A 20,073-nucleotide genomic window follows, 5' to 3' on the forward strand; every position below is an offset into this window, starting at 1 on the left:
CGATGACATCCACCACTGGCACCTCCACGCCCACGGCGTCTGCGACCGGCAAAGTGATTGTCGGCATGTCCGGCGGCGTTGACTCTTCCGTATCGGCCTTGTTGTTACTACAACAGGGCTACGACGTGGAAGGCCTGTTCATGAAAAACTGGGACGAAGACGACGGCACGGAGTACTGCACGGCGAAGGAAGACCTCGCCGACGCCGAAGCGGTGTGCGCCAAGCTTGGCATTAAGCTGCATACGGCCAATTTTGCCGCCGAATACTGGGATAACGTTTTTGAGCACTTTCTCGCCGAGTACAAAGCGGGCCGTACACCTAATCCGGATATTCTGTGCAACCGCGAAATAAAATTTAAAGTGTTTCTTGAATACGCGGAGATGCTCGGCGCGGAGAAAATCGCCACCGGTCACTATGTTCGTGAAGGCACCCGGGAAGGTCGCCCCCGCCTGTTAAAAGGCCTGGACGGCAACAAGGACCAGAGCTACTTCCTGCATGCCGTGCCCGAAGCTGCCATTGCGCGCACGCTATTTCCGGTGGGTGAGCTGGAAAAGCCTGCGGTGCGCGCGCTGGCCGAGCAGCACGATCTAATCACCGCCAAGAAGAAAGACTCCACCGGCATCTGCTTTATCGGCGAACGCCGCTTTCGCGACTTTCTCAAGCAATACCTGCCCGCCCAGCCCGGCACCATCGAAACCCCCGAGGGCGATGTGATCGGCGAGCATATGGGGCTGATGTATTACACCCTCGGCCAACGCCAGGGGCTCGGCATTGGCGGCTTGGCCAACTATTCCGAAGACCCGTGGTATGTCGCCCAGAAAGATCTGGAACGCAACGTGCTGGTAGCCGTGCAAGGTAAGCATCATTCGCTGCTCTATAGCGATGCGCTGGTCACCGAGCCGATGGACTGGGTCGCCGGTGAGCCACCGGTCACCCAAGGGCGCTTCACGGCTAAAACCCGCTACCGCCAGAGCGATCGAGGCTGCGAGATAATTGCCAAGCCTGATGGCAGCGTCGAGGTACATTTCGACGATCCCCAACGCGCCGTAACCCCAGGTCAGTCGCTCGTTCTCTACGACGGCGATATTTGCCTGGGCGGCGGTGTGATTCACTCCACATGGAAGGCAACCGAGGCAGCCACATGAGCCCTACCACGCCCATTCATCGCGCGCCGGAAACCCCGGCCGCGCGCCAAGCACTGGCGCTAGCAGGGGTCTTTCAGGCCGCAAGCCTGGTGGACGAACTGGCCCGCACGGGCCAAGTAGAGCCGCGCGCCTGGGAAACGCTTATCCAAGCGACTAGCGACCCTAACCCGGAAAGTTTTGAAGCAATCTACGGCGGCCACCCCAACAACCTGCGCCAGGGATTGGATACTCTCGAAATGCTGGTCGGCCGGGAACAGGCCAATCCGGTGGTGCTACGCTATGGCTTTTCGATACTGCTATTGATGAACAAGCTGCGCAACAACCGCAACATGATGGATACCCTGGGGCAGAAGTTGAGCCATATACAAGGTCAGGCGGAACACTTTGGTGCCACCCATGAAAACGTGGTCGCAAGTCTGGGCGAAGCCTACCAGGAGACCATCTCGACGTTTAAAAACCGCATTGTGGTTCAGGGCGACCCCTCGCTGTTGCAAACCCGCATGATGCCCGAGCGTGTGCGCGCCTGTTTGATGGCCGGCATTCGTTTTGCGCTGCTATGGCATCAGCAAGGCGGCCGACGCTGGAAACTGATGTTCCAACGCAAAGCCCTGCGTCGCGCGCTGGATGACTTGAAATAACGTCCCTTTACCCCTAATCGCTTTCAGAACTGGAAACCAAGCCATGCAACTCTCTGCTTTGACCGCTCTTTCCCCCGTTGACGGCCGCTACGCCAGCAAAGCCGCCGCGCTGCGCGAACATTTCAGCGAATTCGGCCTGATCCGCGCTCGGGTCATCGTGGAAGTCCGCTGGCTGCAGCGGCTCGCCGAACACAACCAAATCGTCGAAGTACCGCCGCTTTCCGCCCAGGCGACGGCGTTTCTTGAAGCGTTGATCCGCGACTTTTCCGTGGCCGACGCTGAGCGTATCAAGGACATTGAGCGCACCACCAACCACGACGTCAAAGCGGTGGAGTACTTTCTCAAAGAGAAAATTGCCGACAACAGCGAACTGCATGCGGTGACTGAATTCATCCACTTTGCCTGCACCTCGGAAGACATCAACAACCTGTCCTACGGCGTAATGCTGGCCGATGGCCTCCAAGCATTGCTACCCGTCATGCATAACGTTGCCGACGATATCACCGCACTGGCCATCACCCATGCCGGCCAACCGATGCTGTCGCGCACCCACGGGCAAACCGCCAGCCCCACGACGCTTGGCAAGGAAATGGCCAACGTGGCTTATCGCCTCAAGCGCCAGCTCAAGCAGATCGAGCGCGTCGAGATTCTGGGCAAAATCAACGGCGCCGTGGGCAACTACAACGCTCATCTGGCGACCTATCCCGAAATCGACTGGGAAGCCAATGCGCGAACTTTCGTGGAAGGCCTGGGGCTGAGCTTCAACCCCTACACCACCCAGATCGAACCCCACGACTACATCGCCGAGCTATTCGACGCCATCTGTCGCTTCAACACCATCCTGATCGATTTTGACCGCGACGTCTGGGGCTACATTTCGCTTGGCTACTTCAAGCAGCGCACCGTGGAAGGTGAAATCGGCTCGTCGACCATGCCGCACAAGGTCAACCCCATCGACTTTGAAAACTCGGAAGGCAACCTTGGCTTGGCCAACGCGGTACTCGGCCACCTGGCGCAAAAGCTGCCGATCTCGCGCTGGCAGCGCGATTTGACCGATTCCACCGTGCTGCGCAACCTGGGCGTGGGCCTGGCCTACGGGCTGATTGGCTATCACGCCAGCCTCAAGGGCATCAGCAAGCTGGAAGCCAATCCTGAACGTCTGGACAGCGACCTGGACAACAGTTGGGAAGTGCTCGCCGAGCCGATTCAAACCGTCATGCGCCGCTACGGTATTGAAAAGCCTTACGAAAAGCTCAAAGAGTTGACCCGGGGCAAGCGCATCGACCAGGCTGGCTTTGCCGCCTTTATCGATACCCTGGCGCTACCCGACGACGTCAAAACCGAGCTGAAGGCAATGTCACCGGCAAGTTACATCGGCGACGCCGAAGCCCAGGCAAATGCGCTACGTCAACGATTGGATGCACTATAATCCGGTTTTGGCCCTTACATCGGTTTTAACCAACTGCTTACACTGCGAATCTTCGCGCTAGGATAACGTCATGCACCCTTCCGATAAGCCACTTACCTTGCTAGGCGACTTGACCCCAGCAGAATTCTTGGCGAGCTACTGGCAACAAAAACCGCTGCTGATCCGCGGGGCAATGCCTGACTTTATCAGCCCCATCGAACCCGACGAGCTGGCAGGACTTGCCTGCGAGCCCGGCATAGAGGCGCGTCTGGTGGAAGAAAAAGGCCCCAACGGCGCATGGGAGGTATCCCACGGGCCTTTCGATGAAGCCACCTTTGAGCGCCTGCCCAACGGCCACTGGAGTCTGTTGGTTCAAGCCGTGGATCACTATCTGCCGTCGGTGGCCGCCCTGTTGGATGAATTCGATTTTCTGCCCCGCTGGCGACTAGACGACGTGATGATCAGCTATGCTCCGCCCGGCGGCAGCGTCGGTCCCCATGTCGACCAGTACGATGTGTTCCTGTTTCAGGCCAGTGGCCAACGCCGCTGGCAACTGGGTGGCCAACCCGGTGATGACGCGCCGATTATTCAGGGCATTGACCTGCGTATCCTGGAAACCTTCGCGGTTGAAGAAGACTCCGACTGGGTGTTGGAACCCGGCGACATGCTCTACTTACCGCCAGGCTGGGCCCATCACGGCGTTAGCCAAACGGAAGACTGCATGACCATGTCGGTAGGCTTCCGCGCACCCTCGGCCGACGAAGCGGTCACGTCCTACGCCGATTTCCTGGGCGAACAGCTGCCCGCCTCCCTGCGCTACGCCGACCCCGAACTCACGCCCGCAGAACACAGCGGCGAGCTCGACGATGCCGCAGTAGAGCGTATGCGCCAGCTAATCGTGTCGACGCTGGATAATCCACAGCAAATCGCCCAGTGGTTCGGCCGCGTGATGACTCAACCCAAGTATGTCGACCAAGTCGTACCGCTTGACCCTCCCATGACCGAAGCCAACCTTGTTGCTCAGCTACAAGAAGGCGAGCCGCTATACCACATGCCCGGCTCACGCTTCGCCTGGCGCAGCGAGGGTAACGCCACCACGCTGTTCGCCGACGGTGAAGGCTATGCCTGCTCGGAAGCGCTGGCACAGCGCCTGGCGTCAACCGCACCGCTTCACGAGGATGTGCTGGAATTGCCAGGCGCCAAATCGCTCATTACCCAGTTGGTCAACGCCGGCAGCCTAAGCTGGTTACATGACGACGATGGCGACGACGACGAATAACATGCCCCGCGACGCTCTACCGGTGAATATCCAAGAGGGTGAATGGTCGTTGCTCGGCAACATCGCAAGCCCTATTCGCCGCGTAGTGTTCATCGACGAACAGCAGGTGCCCCAAGACGAAGAATGGGACGGCCAGGACCCAGCCTGCCGTCACTTTGTTGCCTATCTTAACGACCAACCAGTAGGCACCGCGCGGCTACTGCCCGACGGCCATATTGGCCGCGTGGCAGTGCTTGCCGAGGCACGCGGATCAGGCATCGGCGGCCAATTAATGGCCGCCGCCATCGCCTGTGCCCAGCGTCTTGGCCACCCTCAAGTAGCGCTCAGCGCGCAGCTCCATGCGCTGGCGTTCTACGAACGGCTCGGCTTCACCGCCCACGGCGACATCTTCATGGACGCAGGCATTCCCCATCGTGAGATGACCCTTACCCTCAGCCCATCGCCTGCTCGCTAGTTGCGAAATTCCACTACACAATCCCACCGCTTTGTTACCCGGCTGTAGTCGGGCTACAACGCTGCCTGCCCCCAAGTGTCAATTGTTGCCTACCTCGCCTTCGGGGATAGTGGTTTTACTGCAGTGCCACATGGCCTGCCCGAAATCACCGCGCTTACGACGTTCTATTAAGAGACTTATTTCTTAAAGACACGCCAAGCGAATTGAACGATGCTGAAAATGACTTCGCAGGTGCAGCATAAGAAACTGCTAACGTGCGCATCGTTATCACAACCCCGGAGGGATTAGCTCATGACTGGACTACTTGAAGAGATCAAGGCACTGGCCCAACTACGCGAAGCACAAGGCGGCAAATGGGACAACATCAAGCCTGAATACGCCGCGCGTATGCGTGCCCAGAACCGCTTTCACACCGGCCTGGACATCGCCCGCTACACCGCCAAGATCATGCGCGACGACATGGCCGCCTACGATGCCGACACCGCCAACTACACCCAATCACTAGGTTGCTGGCACGGCTTTATCGGCCAGCAGAAGATGATTTCCATCAAGAAGCACTTCGGCACCACCAAACGCAGCTACCTCTACCTCTCCGGCTGGATGGTTGCCGCCCTGCGCTCCGAGTTCGGCCCGCTGCCCGACCAGTCCATGCACGAGAAAACCTCGGTCGCCAATCTGATCGAAGAGCTCTACACCTTCCTCAAGCAGGCCGATTCGTGGGAGCTCAACCACCTCTTCCGCGCGCTGGACGACGCCAAAGAGGCTGGCGTCAAAGCCAAGGAGCAGGAACTGATCAGCCAGATCGACAACCACGAAACCCACATCGTGCCGATCATTGCCGACATCGACGCTGGCTTTGGCAACGCCGAGGCCACCTACCTGCTGGCCAAGAAGTTCATCGAAGCCGGTGCCTGCTGCATCCAGTTGGAAAACCAGGTATCCGACGAGAAGCAGTGCGGCCACCAGGACGGCAAGGTCACCGTGCCCCACGAAGACTTCATCGCCAAGATCAACGCCGTCCGCTACGCCTTCCTCGAGCTGGGCGTCGAAGACGGCGTCATCGTGGCACGTACCGACTCGCTGGGGGCGGGCCTTACCCAGAAGATCGCCGTGACCAACGAACCGGGCGACCTGGGCGACCAGTACAACAGCTTCCTGGATGGCGACGTGATCGAATCGGCCTCCGACATCAACAACGGCGACGTGGTCATCAAGCAGAACGGCAAACTGGTCAAGCCCAAGCGCCTGGCCTCCGGCCTTTACCAGTTCAAGCCCGGTACCGGCGAAGACCGCGTGATACTCGACTGCATCACCAGCCTGCAAAACGGCGCTGACTTGCTATGGATCGAAACCGAAAAACCCCACGTTGGCCAGATCGCGTCGATGGTCAACCGCATCCGCGAAGTCTGCCCAGATGCCAAGCTGGTCTACAACAACTCACCGTCGTTCAACTGGACGTTGAACTTCCGCCAGCAAGTGTTCGATGCCTGGGAAAAAGAAGGCAAGGACGTCTCGGCCTACGAGCGCGACAAGCTGATGAGCGTCGAGTACGACAACACTGAGCTTGGTCAGCTTGCCGACGAGTGGACGCGTAACTTCCAGCGCGACGGCGCGCGGGAAGCGGGCATCTTCCACCACCTGATTACCCTGCCCACCTACCACACCGCGGCGCTGTCTACCGACAATCTGGCTAAGGACTACTTCGGTGACGAAGGCATGCTGGCCTACGTCAAGAAAGTTCAGCGCGAGGAAATCCGCCAGGGCATCGCCACAGTTCGCCACCAGGACATGGCTGGCTCCAACATCGGCGATGATCATAAAGAGTTCTTCCACGGTGACGCCGCGCTGAAAGCAGGCGGCAAAGACAACACCATGAACCAGTTTGGCTAATACTCACCCCGAGCCAATTCGCTAGCCGTACCAACGCCCAGCAGGTTTGACCTTCTGGGCGTTTTTTTCACCTAGTTTTGCACACTATTTTCTTAATCAGCGACTACACTCGCTATCATTACTTTTATTCTCAACAAACTGCTTTGCAACCTGAGCAATATTGAGTATGTTGTTAACGAACACTGTTCTATAATTTAGTCACATGTCCCGTAGCTAACGGGTTGGCTAAGCGACCCTCTCGGAGGTTTCCATGAAGCGTTTACTCCCTATCGCCGCACTCAGCGTTCTCGTTCTCGCTGGTTGCGCCAATACATCGGGCTATTCGGGCGATGTGTACAGCGGTAATCAAGCCAAGACCAGCCAAAGTGTCAGGATTGGCACTATTGCGGCGGTACGTCCGGTAAAAATCCAAGCGGATAGCCGCACGGGCGGCCTGCTAGGCGGTGGCGGCGGCGCGATTATCGGCGGCCTGCTGGGTAACCAAGTAGGCGGCGGCTCTGGTCGGCAACTCGCCACCGTTGCTGGTGCGCTGGGTGGCTCCATTGCCGGTACCGCTGCCGAAGACCGCGCCAACCGTATTGACGCACTGGAAATGGAAATCCGCCTGGAAGACGGCAGCGATGTGGTTGTCGTTCAACGTGCTGACCGCGATTTCCAGCCCGGTCAAAAAGTTCGCCTGATTGGCAACGGCGCCAACGCAAGTGTCGCCCCCTACTAATTAGCGAAGCGTCGGTATAGCAAAGCGCCCCGCCAGCATCGCTGACGGGGCGCTTTTTGTTTCACCAACTTAATCCACGGACTGGCTTAATGAGGCGCTTTACTGGATGCCCAGTTAATCAGTTTAAATACCACCAAACCGATAATGCCCAGCAGAATGGCAACTAGCAGAACATCTACCGGGCGTACCAGCGTGGTCGCGCCCAGCACGGCCAGGGCCGATACCCACAGCCAGCGATTATCACCGTGGGTTTTCAGCGCAGCGGGCAGCATTTTATCCAGCCCAGCGCTCACGGTTTGCCAGCGCTGATTAACAAAATAACCAATCAGCACAAAGGCGATCAGCCAAATCAGTAATAAGGTCATGTCATGCTCCGTAGAAGGTGCGGCGGAAAAAGTGTTCGGCTAGGGTAGCCCTGCACAATCCAGGGCGCAATACCGCCAAAAGATGAGAGACGGAAAATCCCCTTCTACCCCCTGACAAGCCAGCGCTCACGCGTTACCATGTTGGGACATGCACTCACCGAAAGGTTATTTAATGCAAATTGCGCAAAACTCGGTTGTCGCGTTCCACTACACCTTAACCAATGATGAGGGTGAAGTGCTAGACAGTTCCGAAGGCCGCGAGCCACTCACCTACCTCCATGGTTCAGGCAACATTATTCCTGGCCTGGAAAAAGAGCTTGAAGGCCACGGTGCTGGCGAAAAGCTGAACGTTAAAGTGACCCCGGAAGAGGGTTACGGCGAAGTTCAGGAACAGCTCATGCAAGAAGTTCCGCGCGATGCTTTCCAAGGTGTTGAAAGCGTCGAGCCGGGCATGCAGTTCCAGGCGCAGACCCAAGGCGGCCCGCTAATGGTTACCGTTAAGAAAGTCGAAGGCGACACCGTCGTCGTCGACGGCAACCATCCGCTAGCCGGTCAGCACCTCAACTTTGACGTTGAAATCGCCGAAGTACGCGAAGCCAGCGAAGAAGAAGTTGAGCACGGCCATGTTCACGGCGAAGGCGGCGTAGAGCACTAAGCTCTTCCCCTGGGCTGTTCATCAGCCCACGCGTGACATGCGAAAAGGCGACCCAAGCGGTCGCCTTTTTTATGCTTTACTCCTCAGGAATCAATACCAGTTGGCCGTGACGAACGCTGCGCGATGAGGTCACTTCGGCAGCGAACTGTTTGAGCGCTGCACCCTGCCCCTTCAATAGCGCTACCTCCAGGCAACTGTCGTGATTAATATGCACGTGAAGCGTCGACAGCGTCAGGTCGTGGTGGTCATGGGAATGCCGCGTTAAGCGCTTGGAAAGCTCACGCGCGGCGTGGTCATAGACATATACCAACGCTCCCATACAGGGTGTCTCGGGGGCCGCTTCTTGCTTCACCTGGTTGAGTCCACTGCGGGCTAAATCGCGGATCGCTTCCGAGCGATTCTGATAGCCCCGCTCACGCATTAGCGTATCCACTTCTGCCAGCAATTCTTCGTCAAGCGTTACCGTTACTCGCTGCATGCACACCCCCTTCTAATGAAAATATGTGCGCCTTTCTGCCTCGCCAGTATGATGTTAATCTAAAAACATCATACCCAGTCGCTAATAAGGACACCGCCATGTCTCTCCCCTCCAAGGCTATTCTACTTGGCTTGGCGCTTGGTTGCGTCACCGGGGCGAACGCCGCCGAGACAAAACAGCAGCTCGTGATGGCCATTGGCGGAGAGCCGGAACAAGGCTTCGACCCGCTGCTCGGCTGGGGGCAGTATGGCAACCCGCTATTTCAATCGACATTGCTCTCGCGGGGTCGCGACTTATCCCCGCAGCCACAAGTGGCCACCGACTGGTCGCTGTCCGAGGACCGTCTGACCTGGACATTGACACTGCGCGATGACGTTCGTTTTGCCGATGGCACCCGACTTAACGCCGACGATGTCGCCTTTACCTTTAATGCTGCCGCCGAGGCCGGTGGCCGGGCTGACCTCAGCGCGCTGGAAAGCGCCGAGGCCATCGACTCACAAACCGTCACCCTGACGCTCCGCGAGCCGCGCATTACCTTTATCGACCAGCTAATGACCCTAGGAATCGTCCCCAGCGCCGCGCGCGACAACGGCTACGACGATAACTATGGCCGCGACCCGCTAGGTTCCGGGCCATATCGACTGGTGGAGTGGCAAGAGGGCGAGCAACTGATTGTCGAGCGTAACCCACACTTTTATGGCCCCACGCCGCCGTTTGAGCGGCTGGTGTTTTTGTTCACCGGCGAGGATACCACCCTGAATGCCGTTCGCGCAGGTGAAGTGGACCTGGCCGCCCTGCCGCCTGCACTTGCTAACCGGTTGCCCTCGCACATGCGCCGCGTGGTGATGGAGAGCGTCGATAACCGCGGCATTTTATTTCCCATGCAGCCCGACAACGGCGAAACCGCGGATAACGGCGCGCCCATCGGCAATGATGTCACTGCCGATATTGCCATTCGCCAAGCGATCAACCTGGCGCTCGACCGCGACACCCTGGTGGATGTGGCGCTCGAAGGCTACGGCCGCCCAGCGTTTGGCCCCGCCGACGGCCTGCCGTGGAGCGACTCCGACGAAACGCTGGATGCCCCCGATCTCGAACGTGCAGCGGCGTTACTCGACAACGCCGGCTGGCAGCAAAGCGACGACAACCTGCGCGAAAAAGACGGCCAGCCTGCCCGCTTCAAACTGACCTACCCCGCCGGCGACACCACCCGGCAACGGCTGGCAGAAATTAGCGCGCAAATGGTCCGCCCGCTGGGCATCGAGATGCAGCCTACCGCCCGCCACTGGGACGAGATACAGCGCGAAGCCCTCCACCAAGATGCGGTGGTGATGGGATTTGGCAGCCATAGCCCGCAGGAAATCTATTACCTGTTCCACAGCCAGCATAGCGGCAACGGCTTTTACAACAGCGGCTTTTACGCCAACCCCAGCGTGGACGACCACCTGGATGACGCCCAGCAAGCCGCCAGTGCAGAACAGGCCGCGGAGCACTGGCAAGCCGCCCAGTGGGACGGCGACACCGGCTACGGCGTGCGCGGTGAGGCCACCTGGGCGTGGATGGTCAACCTGGAACACGTTTACACCGCCGACCGATGCCTCGACCTTGGCACCCTGGGCGTTGCCCCCCACGGCCACGGCTGGCCGGTTACCGCTAACCTGCTCGACTGGCGCTGGACGTGCGACTAATCGCCTTCGCGGCCGTTCGCCTGCTGCGCCTCGCGCTGGTGCTGGTGTGCGTGGCTGCGGTGTCGTTTGGCTTGATGATGCTGTCACCCATCGACCCGGTGGACGCTTATCTGGGGCCACAAATGGCGCAGGTAAGCCCTGAACAACGGGCGCTTATTGCCCAGCGCTGGGGGTTTGACGCGCCCCCCGTGGTTCAGTTTGGCCACTGGATGAGCCAACTTCTGCACGGTGATCTGGGTATCAGCCATATCTATAACCAACCGGTGAGCGAGGTAATCGGCCAACGCTTTCAACGCTCTATCGCCCTGCTCGGCAGCGCCTGGCTGCTTGCCACGCTGCTAGGGTTCGCCCTGGGGGTCATCGCCGGTGCCAAAGAGGGCTCCATGTTGGACCGGGTGATCAGCACCTACGCCTACTTCACCGCCTCGACCCCCGCCTTTTGGCTGGCCATGCTACTGCTGCTGCTATTTTCGGTTTACCTGGGCTGGACGCCGGTGTGCTGCGCTGGCCCCACTGGTACCCGAAGCCAGGACGTCGACCTTGTCACCCGGCTTCACCACCTCATACTGCCGGTGGCAACGCTTGCCTTGCTGGGCATTGCCAACATAACCCTACATACCCGCACCCGCATGCTCGCACTAATGCACTCCAGCATTGCCACGCATGCCTTTGCCCAAGGCGCCAGCCGGTTGGATATCGCCTGGCGGCACGGCATCCGCCATGCCAGCCTGCCCGCTTTAACCCTTTCATTGGCCTCGTTGGGTGAACTGTTTGGTGGCTCGGTACTCGTCGAGCAAGTGTTCGCCTACCCAGGCCTGGGGCAAGCAACCGTCGCCGCTGGGCTGCGTAGCGATGTGCCCCTATTGCTGGGCATTGCAATGTTTACCGCACTGTTCGTAAGCATCGGTAACTTACTCGCCGATACGCTCTACGCGCTGATTGACCCGCGCATGCAAAAGGTACCGCAATGAGCCGCGCACAACCCCGGCGCGATGTACTGTGGCTCGGCAGTGTCATGGTGCTGATGCTTGTCGCGCTACTCAGTAGCCGCTGGCTGCTCGGCGACATACCCGGTCAGATGCAGTTTGACGCTCGCTTGGCGCCCCCAAGCCTCAACCACTGGCTGGGCACTGATGCTCTGGGCCGCGAGCTCTGGGCGCGCACGCTGGCGGGGCTAAGCCTGAGCATTGGCGTTGGCAGCCTGGCGGCGCTGCTGGGCAGCGTGATTGCACTGAGTCTCGCGGTTATCGCCACGCTTAATAGCAAGCTCGACGCCTTGGTGAGCCTGTTGATCGATACGCTACTCAGTGTGCCGCATTTGATTTTATTACTGCTGATTGCGTTCGCGTTAGGCGGCGGCACCCATGCGGTGATTATCGCCGTAGCGGTCACCCACTGGCCGCGTCTGGCGCGGCTACTGCGCGCTGAGCTACTGCAGCTTCGCCATGCTCCCTATATCGCCATGTCGCGGGCGCTGGGTAAGTCGCGCCGCTTTATCGTGGTCTATCACTGCCTGCCCCACGTGCTACCCCAATGCGTGGTAGGGGCACTGCTGCTGTTTCCACACGCTATTTTGCACGAAGCCGCGCTGACCTTTTTAGGCGTGGGGCTGGACCCCAGCCAGCCCGCCATTGGCGTATTGCTGGCCGACGCCATGCGCTATTTAAGCGACGGGGTTTGGTGGCTGGGCGTATTTCCCGGGCTTGGGCTGCTGCTGGTGGTCCTTGGCCTTGAACGGCTTTCCAGCCATCTGCGCCAGGCGCTATGAGGAGAAAGGGAGGATGACATGCTGTCGATCGAAAACGTAACCCTACAACTGCCCTATTACGCCAACTGGTGGCAGCGCCGCTGGGCCACCTGCCTGGACAGCCTAAGCATGAACGTTGCCCGCGGTGAGGTGCACGCGGTGGTGGGCGCCTCGGGAGCCGGAAAAAGCCTGCTGGCCCACGCAGTCATGGGGCTGCTGCCCAAAAACGCCAAACTAACCGGCGAGCTTACCTATCAGCAGGCACCACTGACCGCTCAGCGCCAGCGCCAACTACGCGGGCGCGAGCTGGCATTGATTCCCCAGTCGCTTGACGCCCTCGACCCCTTGGTGCGCAGCCAGCGTCAGGTCAGCTGGGCTGCCCACCGCGCAGGGCACGCCAGGGGCAATGCCTGGCAAGCCGCAGGAAACGCACTCAACCATTACCAGTTAGATGCACACGCCCGGCACGCCTTTCCCCACCAGCTCTCCGGCGGCATGGCCCGGCGTGTGTTAACGGCCATGGCCCACGTGAGCCACGCACAGTTGATCATTGCTGATGAGCCCAGCGTCGGGCTCGACCCTGTGCAGCGCGACCGGGTGTTAAACGCCCTACGCGCGCTGGCCGAACAAGGCAAGGCGGTAATCATCATTACCCACGATTTACGCCACGCGCTGCGCATCGCCGACCAGGTGAGCCTGATGCGTGACGGGCGAGGCATTGAAACCGCGCCTGCCCACGCCTTTGCAGGCGCGGGCCACGCCCTGACAAGCCCCTATGCCCGTGCGCTATGGCAAGCCTTACCCGACAATCACTTCAGCACGCCAGAGCGCGCGCCCCAGGAGAGCCAGGTTGCTTAACGCGCACCATTTACAGGCAAGCTTTGCCGACCAGCCTCCAATTCTTGATGACGTATCGCTGTCGTTGGCGCCGGGCGAATGGGTGGGGCTTAACGGTGATTCCGGTGCGGGCAAGTCGACCCTGGGCAAACTACTGGCAGGGCATCTTATGCCCCAGGCGGGCTATGTGCAGGTCGATGGCGCCGCATTACCGGCACGCGGCTTACGGCCCGTGCAATGGCTGCCGCAATCACCGGAGTTGGCGGTCAACCCACGCTGGCGGGTCAAACGCATTTTGGAAGAAGCCTGGACGCCGCCCTACGCATTGCGCGACGCGTTTGGGATTGAACCCGGCTGGCTGAACCGATACCCCCAGGCACTATCCGGCGGCGAATTGCAGCGGGTAAACGTCCTGCGGGCGCTCGTGCCGGGGGTGCGCTACCTGGTGGCCGACGAGATTTCCAGCATGCTCGACCCGCTCACCCAGCTCGCACTGTGGCAGGCGCTACGCCAAGTGGCCGAAGCCCGAGGGTTGGGCGTGCTGGTCATCAGCCACGACGAAGCACTACTTAAGCGCCTATGCACTCGCCGTCTGCGGCTTAGCGAGGGGCGTCTGCACGGCGCTCAAAGCGCCACAGCGAAAGCGCCACAAGCAACGTCACGCTAAGCAGCAGCCACGAAGCGAGCGCCACGCCTTGCCAGCCCGCCCATTGCCAGAACGGTTCCAGCCAAAAACCACCCAGGCTTGCGCCCACGTAGTAAAACACTAGATACAACGCCGAGGCGCTGCCCCGCGCGCCCTGGGCGTAACGCCCCACCCAACTGGACGCCAGCGAATGGGCCATAAAAAACCCAAAGGCATTAACGGTCAGCCCAACAATAATTAATAGCAGAGAATCGGCCAGCGTTATCGCCGTGCCCAGCATTAAAATCATCACCCCGGCGCTCATACAGGCTGCCGGTGAAAACCGCTTGGCCAGCCGCCCGGAAAGCGTAGAGCCCAGGGTACCGCCCAGGTAGGTCAAAAAAATCAACCCCAGACTGCTCGCGGCCAACTGGTAAGGCGCGTCTGCAAGCCGAAACGTGATATAGCTGTATTGATTGATAAAAATCAGAAAATTGATGCCACCCAGCGCATAAGCGGCGAGCAATACCGGGGTACGCAAATGCCCGGCAAGATCACTCAGCGCAATGCGCAGTTGAAAGCGCTGCGGGCGAAACGCCTGGCTGGTCGGCAGCAGGCGCCAGAACAACGCGCCGCCCAGCAGCGTTAGCACCCCCACGGTGATAAACGCCGCCGTTGGCCCGCCAATATCGGCTGCCGCGCCACCCACCACGCGCCCGCTGATGCCGCCCAGCGAATTGGCGCCAATATACAGCCCCACCGCACTTAACAGCGCCGGCTTATCAAACTCATCGCCCATCCAGGCAATCGCCACGGCAGGCAAGCCACCCAGCACAAAGCCCTGCACCAAGCGCAGCGCTAAAAGGCTTTCAAAGGTAGGGGCAAACGCCAGGGCCAGCGAGCAGCCACCGGCCAGCAGCAGGGTAATGCGCATAATGCCTTCGCGGCCAATGGCATCGGAAAGCGGCCCGAATACCAGCAGCGCGAACGCCAGCGACAGTGTCGATACCGACATCAACAAACTAACGCCCAGGGTAGACACGCCATAGGCCTCTTTAAGCCCCGGCAGCAGCGGCTGCGGGGCATAAAGATTGATAAACACCAGAAAGGAGCCCAAACACAGGGCAAAGGTAGCGCGCCACCAGGCGCGCGTATGGGCTTCAATCATTCCATTCCTAATCGTACAAAGCTGGGGTGGCTACCACTGCTTACATCGACCGGGAGGCACTGGTTTGCGGCGTGTCATTCAGCTTTGCCAGGTGCGAGGGCGCTAACGGCCGCCGCGACTGCCAGTAATAGCGGTTCCAGTAGCTATTATCCAGGCTCGAGATAATCACGCCCTTGGAGGTAGAGGCATGCAAGAAATGCCCGTCGCCAACATAGATGCCCACATGGTCATACGCCCCCGGTGGACGGAAGAAGACCAGATCGCCTGCCCGCAATGATTGGCGGTCGATCGAGCGTCCCTCGTGAATTTGCCCTCGGGTGGAGCGCGGCAGATCCAATTCAAACGTATCGCGGAAAATATTACGTACCAGTGCCGAGCAATCGATACCACGCTGACTGGTACCACCAAGCCGGTACGGCGTTCCCACCCACTCCTCGTGCTGCGACAACAGCGCCTCACGCACTTGCTCGATGGGGGAACCCTGCCAGTCGCCGAACGCTGCATTGTCTCCATCGTGGGGCGACATCTGCGCTTCCCAGTCGGCGGGCAACCCCGGCAGCGAGCGGGCAAAATAGTCATCGGGCGCGTCGTCTTGAGGTGCGTTACCGGCACAGCCGCTTAGCATCACCACGAGTAGACAACTGCTTGCTGGCACACTAAAGGAACAAACTTTATGACTTTGAGATAACCTATCTCGTAAAACACGGACAGCGGTCACAACCGAGTGTGGCAACGCAACCATGCGCGATCCCTCGTCAATAATTGAGTAAAAACATCAACCTCCCAGCTCTATTCATGAGTGGGTTCTTTTTGATCAACTGACGACTATAAGCGAAACGCACCACTTATGGCGAGTTTCAATGTAACGTGCGCTGGTCGCCGGGCAATGTATCGATATGCAGCGGTGCAAAATGCCGTGGCTTTTTACCGGGAAAATCCAGGCTCGCCCATGGTCCGGCGAGTATCGGGGCCGCACACAGCCAGGCCACCAACGCCTGCCGAAAACTGGCTAAAAAGCTCTCTCGCTCGGGGGTTTCGCCCATAAAAAACGAAAAACCAGCGTACATGCCAGCGGCGTAATCCTGCCAGCCGGCATAGTGATCCGCGGCCAGTTGATAGGCACGCGAAAGTACATCGGCAAAGGCAGCGGATGAAAGCCAGCCAAGCTGACGCCCGGCAATGGCCAGATCAACCAGTTGGGCGATATCCCAGGCCGCCATATCCACCTCGTTGCAGCCGTCTTCATTATCGCGCACGCGGCGCAGCCGCAGCAGGTGGTGGCGATCCTCTTCGCCGCAATCGCCGGACTCCAAAATGGCAATCTCGGCGTCCAACCGCTGGGTATTGAGCGTGTAGGGGGCGTAGTTGATTTGGTATTCCTGACGGTCGCCCGCCTCTAGCATGGAGGTTAAAAACGTCTGCATGTCATCGGCACTGGCAAGGTGGTAATGGCTTTCCACCCACTCACGAATCTCGGCACATTCACGCGCGCTTTCCCGCTGCGGCTCACTCCAAACGGCGCTATTCAGCGGCCCCACCAACGACATGGCGGTAAATTGGCTAAGCGTTGGCCGCTCACTGGGTTCGCTCCACGCCTCGACCCGCCACTCTAACCAGTGAAACAGGCTGCCGGGATCTTCCAAATGCCAGGCAATTTCATTGCACAGCGAGGCGTGTTCGCTCTCCGGCAGGCAGTGTTCCCAAGCCAGCCAAGCTTCTAACAAGCGTTTGGCATTAGGGTAAAAGCGGCATAAACAATTGCGTAGCGAGCGCGCATAGTCGAGTAACGGTTCGGGCTCGAGCAATTCGCTGTTAAGTGCCATGTGCAGGTAAAAGGCGAATTTTTCCGCCATATGGATGGTGGCCGCATGACGGCTGACGCTCTTTAACGCCTGGCGTTGGGTATTAATCGGAAAATCCGGCTGGCCAAACAGCGTGGCAGAAGGCGGCATCACGCCGTGGGCGGCATCCGCAGCAAGCTGGTTTAAGTGATGCGCCTGGGCAGGCAGCCAATAGCGGGCCATGGCTGACGCGCCCTCATCGGCATGCATGCCTAAGGTGCCATCCAGGTATTCGCCAGCCTCGGCGCGCTGGGCTTCGCTAATCGGTATGCTGGGATTGGCGAGGCGCAGCATGGCGTCTGGCTCGCGAACGCCCGCCAGCGCCAGCAGCCAGTGGTGCGGCGTATCGCGCCATTGGCTAAGCAGGGCCCGCGAGGCCGCTTGCGTCTCGGCGCTCAGCAGGTGGTCCACCGCAACCTGCCAAGGACTAAACATCCCGTTTAGCAGCATGGTTTCACGCTTGGGCGGCGTCATGTCACGGCGGTCCATGCCGTCAAACAAACTGTGGCCCCGGCGGTAAGCGGTGACCACCGCTCGCCAGTCGTGGTAACGGCGCTGAAGTAGCTCGGCCGCATGGGCAGCAAAGGCATCCGCCTCTATCTGGCTCAGCCAGCCGCTGCACGCCCCGGCCCAGGCCAGCTCGACAAGCCGCATCCAATCCCACGCGGCCCATTCCAACGGCTCGCCTTCATTGACAAAACGGCATAGCACGCCTGCATGACGAGACTCGGCCCGGGCATTACGCTGCCATTCCTGACGTTGGGCGGCATCCATGGCGAGTAAGTCGCGGGCTTCAACGTCCCAACGCTGGCGTTCGCCCTGCGCCCCCAGCCAAAGCAGCCCGGTAAGCAACTCGTCGCGATCGTTAATTTCCCAGGCGGTGTTGAGCCAACTGGCTGCGTCCGGCCAATCCGCCGTGCTTGCCGGGTAATGCAGCACCGGACGGAACAGCGCACACAGCCGCCAAGGCTGAGCCTCGGGGGCGGTCGGCCATAGTGTCACTTGGCCATATTGGCGCAGCACCGCTTCAAACATCTCCCAGGTAACCCCCGCCCCCTCGGCTTCTGAATCCGAGAGCACTTGGCAGGCGTCAATAAAACGGTCATCGGCCCCGGTGGCCCAGCCACGGACACCCAGCGAACGGCGCACATCGCCCAACCAGCCACGCAGGTCGCGGTAATCGCGGTTGATACGCTGCATCACGCAGCAGGCCCAATCGCTGGCTTGCGCGGGGCTTATCCAGCCCGCCGCTCCCGCCAACGCCGCCCACTCAAGCGCCGCCAGCAGCTGGTCGGCCTCGCCCGCGGGGGCATGCAGCGCCTCCAGCCATTGCTCGGCCAGCTCACCCCGGTGGGTGATCCCCTGACCCAACAAACGCTGCTCCGCTGCCCCCGCATCCACCGACAAAGGATGCGGCGTAAAATGCCAATCGCAAAGCACCAACTGCTGTGCCCACCAAGCATGTAACGCGTCACCCAAGAGTCACCTCGACAAAAAACACCCGCTGCCCACAGGCAAGCTTAAAGCCGCTTAGTGTAACGGAAACCACCCCAAACGCCGATAGCGTACAGGTTTGATAAGCGCTCAATTTATAGGAAGGTGCCATAAAGGCAGGCTAGAGAAGGTTTTCGTAGGAGCGCAACTTGTTGCGCGATCAGCAATCATCAAGCCACCGAATGTTATCGCCCGACAAAGTCTGGCTCCTTGTGTCTCTCAAGAGGGAATGATTAGCTACCATTCTCTCTGGCCAGAAGGGTAACCCGCCTGGCTCCTGATGGGCATTGACCCTGTCCTGTAGATGGGGCCCTACAGGAGCTGAGTGCATGAAGTGAGTCTCGAAGGAACACAGCTCGTTGAGCGATCAGCAATAACATTAACAGTTTCTGAGGTGATAAAATCATACCGGCGCTTGATGGATGGTCGAGGGCATCGCCAGGCCTCAAGATGACTTAAAACAATCATTCAGAGAACTAAGAGAGCCGCAATGGCGTCCAAGACAGAAGCTCCGAGACTGGCAATCATTGCCGATGACCTGACCGGCGCGCTCGACTCCAGCGCGGCGTTTGCACGCTATGGCTTTCGCACCCATGCCGTGACCTCACCAGAGGCCATCCAACGTGTAGTAGCCGAGCGATGCCCTGAAATTCTGGCCATCTCGACACAAACGCGCGATGCCTCCCCAAATGAAGCGAGAAAGCGAGTCGCTCAAGCGATGAGGGCATTGCCTGCCGGCACGCACATCTTCAAGAAGGTCGACTCCCGGCTCAAAGGGCCGATCGCCGCCGAGCTTGACGAAATTCCCTACCGCAGGATCGTCGCCATGCCAGCGATCCCGCAATTTGATCGGATCGTCCTCAACGGCTGCGTCAGCGGCTTTGGCGTGGACTCGCCGATCTCGGTAGCCGACGCCCTCGGCCACCATGCCAGCAATGCATGTATACCCGATACGTTGCATGACAAAGACATGGACCAGTGGATCGGCGCCTACGCCACCGACTCCCTATTTCTCGGCGCACGCGCTCTGGCGGAGCGTTTGGCAATGCACATGGCCGACCACCCCATCCCGCAAGACTCGTCCTTGTCGTACCCGCCAGCGCTGTGTATAACCGCAGGTTCAAGAGATACAATTACGTTGGCTCAGATTGACGCGCTACTAGCAGCCAGACGCGATGCCGCATATGTACCGGCCCCGAATGGCTGCCTAGACATAGAGCCGCTGCCAACAGCACCGTTGACGGTGCTGCAGGCAGTCCCCGGCCCCACAACAATGCCAGCATCAACGGTTGCCACCCATCTTGCCTCATCCCTAAAAAGACTTACCGGCGAGAACGACGTGACCTGGCTTCTCACCGGAGGGGCGACGGCTGAGGCTGTGTTGCATTGCAACGGCATCCTGGAAATGGAAATACTCGGTGAAATTCTTCCCGGACTTCCGGTCTGCCGTACTGGGGATATTGTGTTTATCACGAAATCGGGCGGCTTTGGCGCGGATGATACACTTGTAAGAGTCGCCGAAATGATCTGCACAATTTAGCGAAAAAGCTGCATGACTGATCAACGAGAACCCACATCGGGACGCCGCAGTTTAGGCGAGATGGTCTACGACCAGATGCAACCAACCATCGCCGACATCATGA

General features: G+C 59.5%; 19 protein-coding genes. 14 read left to right on the top strand and 5 right to left on the bottom strand.

Annotated elements, in window-relative coordinates:
* Positions 1-2: 2 nt before the first annotated feature.
* From mnmA to CPH17_RS06105, 7 genes are all read left to right on the top strand, one after another.
* Complete coding sequence (gene mnmA, locus CPH17_RS06075; RefSeq protein WP_074396935.1) at positions 3-1,145, top strand: tRNA 2-thiouridine(34) synthase MnmA; 1,143 nt, start codon at positions 3-5, stop codon at positions 1,143-1,145.
* A complete protein-coding gene (gene hflD, locus CPH17_RS06080) occupies positions 1,142-1,783 on the top strand; it encodes a high frequency lysogenization protein HflD (protein ID WP_074396936.1) in 642 nt (213 codons plus the stop codon). The genes mnmA and hflD overlap by 4 nt, the downstream gene beginning before the upstream one ends.
* 43 nt (positions 1,784-1,826) lie before the next feature.
* Positions 1,827-3,212, top strand: coding sequence for an adenylosuccinate lyase (purB, locus tag CPH17_RS06085; RefSeq protein ID WP_074396937.1), 1,386 nt, complete (start codon positions 1,827-1,829; stop codon positions 3,210-3,212).
* A 70-nt stretch (positions 3,213-3,282) separates the two neighbouring features.
* Positions 3,283-4,470 (top strand): cupin domain-containing protein, encoded by a 1,188-nt coding sequence (locus tag CPH17_RS06090; protein WP_074396938.1) that lies wholly within the window; start codon positions 3,283-3,285, stop codon positions 4,468-4,470.
* A gap of 1 nt (position 4,471) precedes the next feature.
* Positions 4,472-4,924 carry a GNAT family N-acetyltransferase gene (locus CPH17_RS06095; protein ID WP_096298605.1) on the top strand — a complete coding sequence of 151 codons (453 nt, stop codon included), beginning with the start codon at positions 4,472-4,474 and terminating at the stop codon, positions 4,922-4,924.
* Between the two features lie 291 nt (positions 4,925-5,215).
* On the top strand, positions 5,216-6,814 hold the full coding sequence (locus tag CPH17_RS06100; protein WP_096298607.1) for an isocitrate lyase: 1,599 nt from the start codon (positions 5,216-5,218) through the stop codon (positions 6,812-6,814).
* 250 nt (positions 6,815-7,064) lie between these two features.
* On the top strand, positions 7,065-7,532 hold the full coding sequence (locus tag CPH17_RS06105) for a glycine zipper 2TM domain-containing protein (protein WP_074396941.1): 468 nt from the start codon (positions 7,065-7,067) through the stop codon (positions 7,530-7,532).
* Positions 7,533-7,618: 86 nt separating this feature from the next.
* Here CPH17_RS06105 and CPH17_RS06110 read toward each other — a convergent pair whose 3' ends face one another.
* On the bottom strand, positions 7,619-7,897 hold the full coding sequence (locus CPH17_RS06110; RefSeq protein WP_074396942.1) for a hypothetical protein: 279 nt from the start codon (positions 7,895-7,897) through the stop codon (positions 7,619-7,621).
* Between the two features lie 172 nt (positions 7,898-8,069).
* On the opposite strand from CPH17_RS06110, the gene CPH17_RS06115 reads away from it, so the two are divergent.
* Positions 8,070-8,552: an FKBP-type peptidyl-prolyl cis-trans isomerase gene (locus tag CPH17_RS06115; RefSeq protein WP_074396943.1), complete on the top strand. Its 483-nt coding sequence runs from the start codon at positions 8,070-8,072 to the stop codon at positions 8,550-8,552.
* Positions 8,553-8,628: 76 nt separating this feature from the next.
* Here the strand turns inward: CPH17_RS06115 and nikR are convergent, their stop codons facing one another.
* Positions 8,629-9,030: a nickel-responsive transcriptional regulator NikR gene (nikR, locus tag CPH17_RS06120; protein ID WP_074396944.1), complete on the bottom strand. Its 402-nt coding sequence runs from the start codon at positions 9,028-9,030 to the stop codon at positions 8,629-8,631.
* 98 nt (positions 9,031-9,128) lie between these two features.
* On the opposite strand from nikR, the gene CPH17_RS06125 reads away from it, so the two are divergent.
* The 5 genes from CPH17_RS06125 to CPH17_RS06145 are packed head-to-tail and all read left to right on the top strand — an operon-like array spanning position 9,129 to position 13,969.
* Positions 9,129-10,718, top strand: coding sequence for an ABC transporter substrate-binding protein (locus tag CPH17_RS06125; RefSeq protein ID WP_096298609.1), 1,590 nt, complete (start codon positions 9,129-9,131; stop codon positions 10,716-10,718).
* Positions 10,709-11,689, top strand: coding sequence for an ABC transporter permease (locus CPH17_RS06130; protein WP_096298611.1), 981 nt, complete (start codon positions 10,709-10,711; stop codon positions 11,687-11,689). The genes CPH17_RS06125 and CPH17_RS06130 overlap by 10 nt, the downstream gene beginning before the upstream one ends.
* Complete coding sequence (locus CPH17_RS06135) at positions 11,686-12,486, top strand: ABC transporter permease (protein ID WP_074396947.1); 801 nt, start codon at positions 11,686-11,688, stop codon at positions 12,484-12,486. The genes CPH17_RS06130 and CPH17_RS06135 overlap by 4 nt, the downstream gene beginning before the upstream one ends.
* A gap of 18 nt (positions 12,487-12,504) precedes the next feature.
* Entirely contained in the window at positions 12,505-13,323 is an 819-nt protein-coding gene (locus CPH17_RS06140) for an ATP-binding cassette domain-containing protein (RefSeq protein WP_096298613.1), read from the top strand.
* Positions 13,316-13,969, top strand: a complete 654-nt coding sequence (locus CPH17_RS06145; RefSeq protein ID WP_231898085.1) for an ABC transporter ATP-binding protein — start codon at positions 13,316-13,318, stop codon at positions 13,967-13,969. The genes CPH17_RS06140 and CPH17_RS06145 overlap by 8 nt, the downstream gene beginning before the upstream one ends.
* On the opposite strand, the gene CPH17_RS06150 is transcribed toward CPH17_RS06145, so the two are convergent.
* The 3 genes from CPH17_RS06150 to CPH17_RS06160 form a co-directional block, all read right to left on the bottom strand.
* A complete protein-coding gene (locus tag CPH17_RS06150; protein ID WP_074396950.1) occupies positions 13,902-15,095 on the bottom strand; it encodes an MFS transporter in 1,194 nt (397 codons plus the stop codon). The genes CPH17_RS06145 and CPH17_RS06150 overlap by 68 nt on opposite strands.
* A gap of 40 nt (positions 15,096-15,135) precedes the next feature.
* Positions 15,136-15,720 (bottom strand): NlpC/P60 family protein, encoded by a 585-nt coding sequence (locus CPH17_RS06155; RefSeq protein ID WP_074398524.1) that lies wholly within the window; start codon positions 15,718-15,720, stop codon positions 15,136-15,138.
* A 232-nt stretch (positions 15,721-15,952) separates the two neighbouring features.
* The gene (locus CPH17_RS06160; RefSeq protein WP_096298617.1) at positions 15,953-18,415 is read right to left on the bottom strand and encodes a YbeU/YbeR family protein; all 2,463 of its coding nucleotides are present in this window, start codon (positions 18,413-18,415) and stop codon (positions 15,953-15,955) included.
* A gap of 505 nt (positions 18,416-18,920) precedes the next feature.
* Here CPH17_RS06160 and CPH17_RS06165 point away from each other — a divergent pair.
* Positions 18,921-19,970 (top strand): four-carbon acid sugar kinase family protein, encoded by a 1,050-nt coding sequence (locus CPH17_RS06165; RefSeq protein WP_074396961.1) that lies wholly within the window; start codon positions 18,921-18,923, stop codon positions 19,968-19,970.
* Positions 19,971-20,073 lie beyond the last annotated feature (103 nt).

The sequence above is a fragment of the Halomonas sp. hl-4 genome, assembly GCF_900215475.1.
Classification (GTDB): Bacteria; Pseudomonadota; Gammaproteobacteria; order Pseudomonadales; family Halomonadaceae; genus Vreelandella.

Coding starts and splice junctions, on each gene's coding strand:
- CPH17_RS06140 (WP_096298613.1), top strand. CDS start 12,505: ATGCTGTCGATCGAAAACGTAACCCTACAACTGCCCTATTACGCCAAC.
- nikR (WP_074396944.1), bottom strand. CDS start 9,030: ATGCAGCGAGTAACGGTAACGCTTGACGAAGAATTGCTGGCAGAAGTG.
- CPH17_RS06110 (WP_074396942.1), bottom strand. CDS start 7,897: ATGACCTTATTACTGATTTGGCTGATCGCCTTTGTGCTGATTGGTTAT.
- CPH17_RS06100 (WP_096298607.1), top strand. CDS start 5,216: ATGACTGGACTACTTGAAGAGATCAAGGCACTGGCCCAACTACGCGAA.
- CPH17_RS06165 (WP_074396961.1), top strand. CDS start 18,921: ATGGCGTCCAAGACAGAAGCTCCGAGACTGGCAATCATTGCCGATGAC.
- CPH17_RS06105 (WP_074396941.1), top strand. CDS start 7,065: ATGAAGCGTTTACTCCCTATCGCCGCACTCAGCGTTCTCGTTCTCGCT.
- CPH17_RS06125 (WP_096298609.1), top strand. CDS start 9,129: ATGTCTCTCCCCTCCAAGGCTATTCTACTTGGCTTGGCGCTTGGTTGC.
- CPH17_RS06135 (WP_074396947.1), top strand. CDS start 11,686: ATGAGCCGCGCACAACCCCGGCGCGATGTACTGTGGCTCGGCAGTGTC.
- CPH17_RS06090 (WP_074396938.1), top strand. CDS start 3,283: ATGCACCCTTCCGATAAGCCACTTACCTTGCTAGGCGACTTGACCCCA.
- CPH17_RS06095 (WP_096298605.1), top strand. CDS start 4,472: ATGCCCCGCGACGCTCTACCGGTGAATATCCAAGAGGGTGAATGGTCG.
- CPH17_RS06150 (WP_074396950.1), bottom strand. CDS start 15,095: ATGATTGAAGCCCATACGCGCGCCTGGTGGCGCGCTACCTTTGCCCTG.
- hflD (WP_074396936.1), top strand. CDS start 1,142: ATGAGCCCTACCACGCCCATTCATCGCGCGCCGGAAACCCCGGCCGCG.
- mnmA (WP_074396935.1), top strand. CDS start 3: ATGACATCCACCACTGGCACCTCCACGCCCACGGCGTCTGCGACCGGC.
- purB (WP_074396937.1), top strand. CDS start 1,827: ATGCAACTCTCTGCTTTGACCGCTCTTTCCCCCGTTGACGGCCGCTAC.
- CPH17_RS06115 (WP_074396943.1), top strand. CDS start 8,070: ATGCAAATTGCGCAAAACTCGGTTGTCGCGTTCCACTACACCTTAACC.
- CPH17_RS06155 (WP_074398524.1), bottom strand. CDS start 15,720: ATGCTAAGCGGCTGTGCCGGTAACGCACCTCAAGACGACGCGCCCGAT.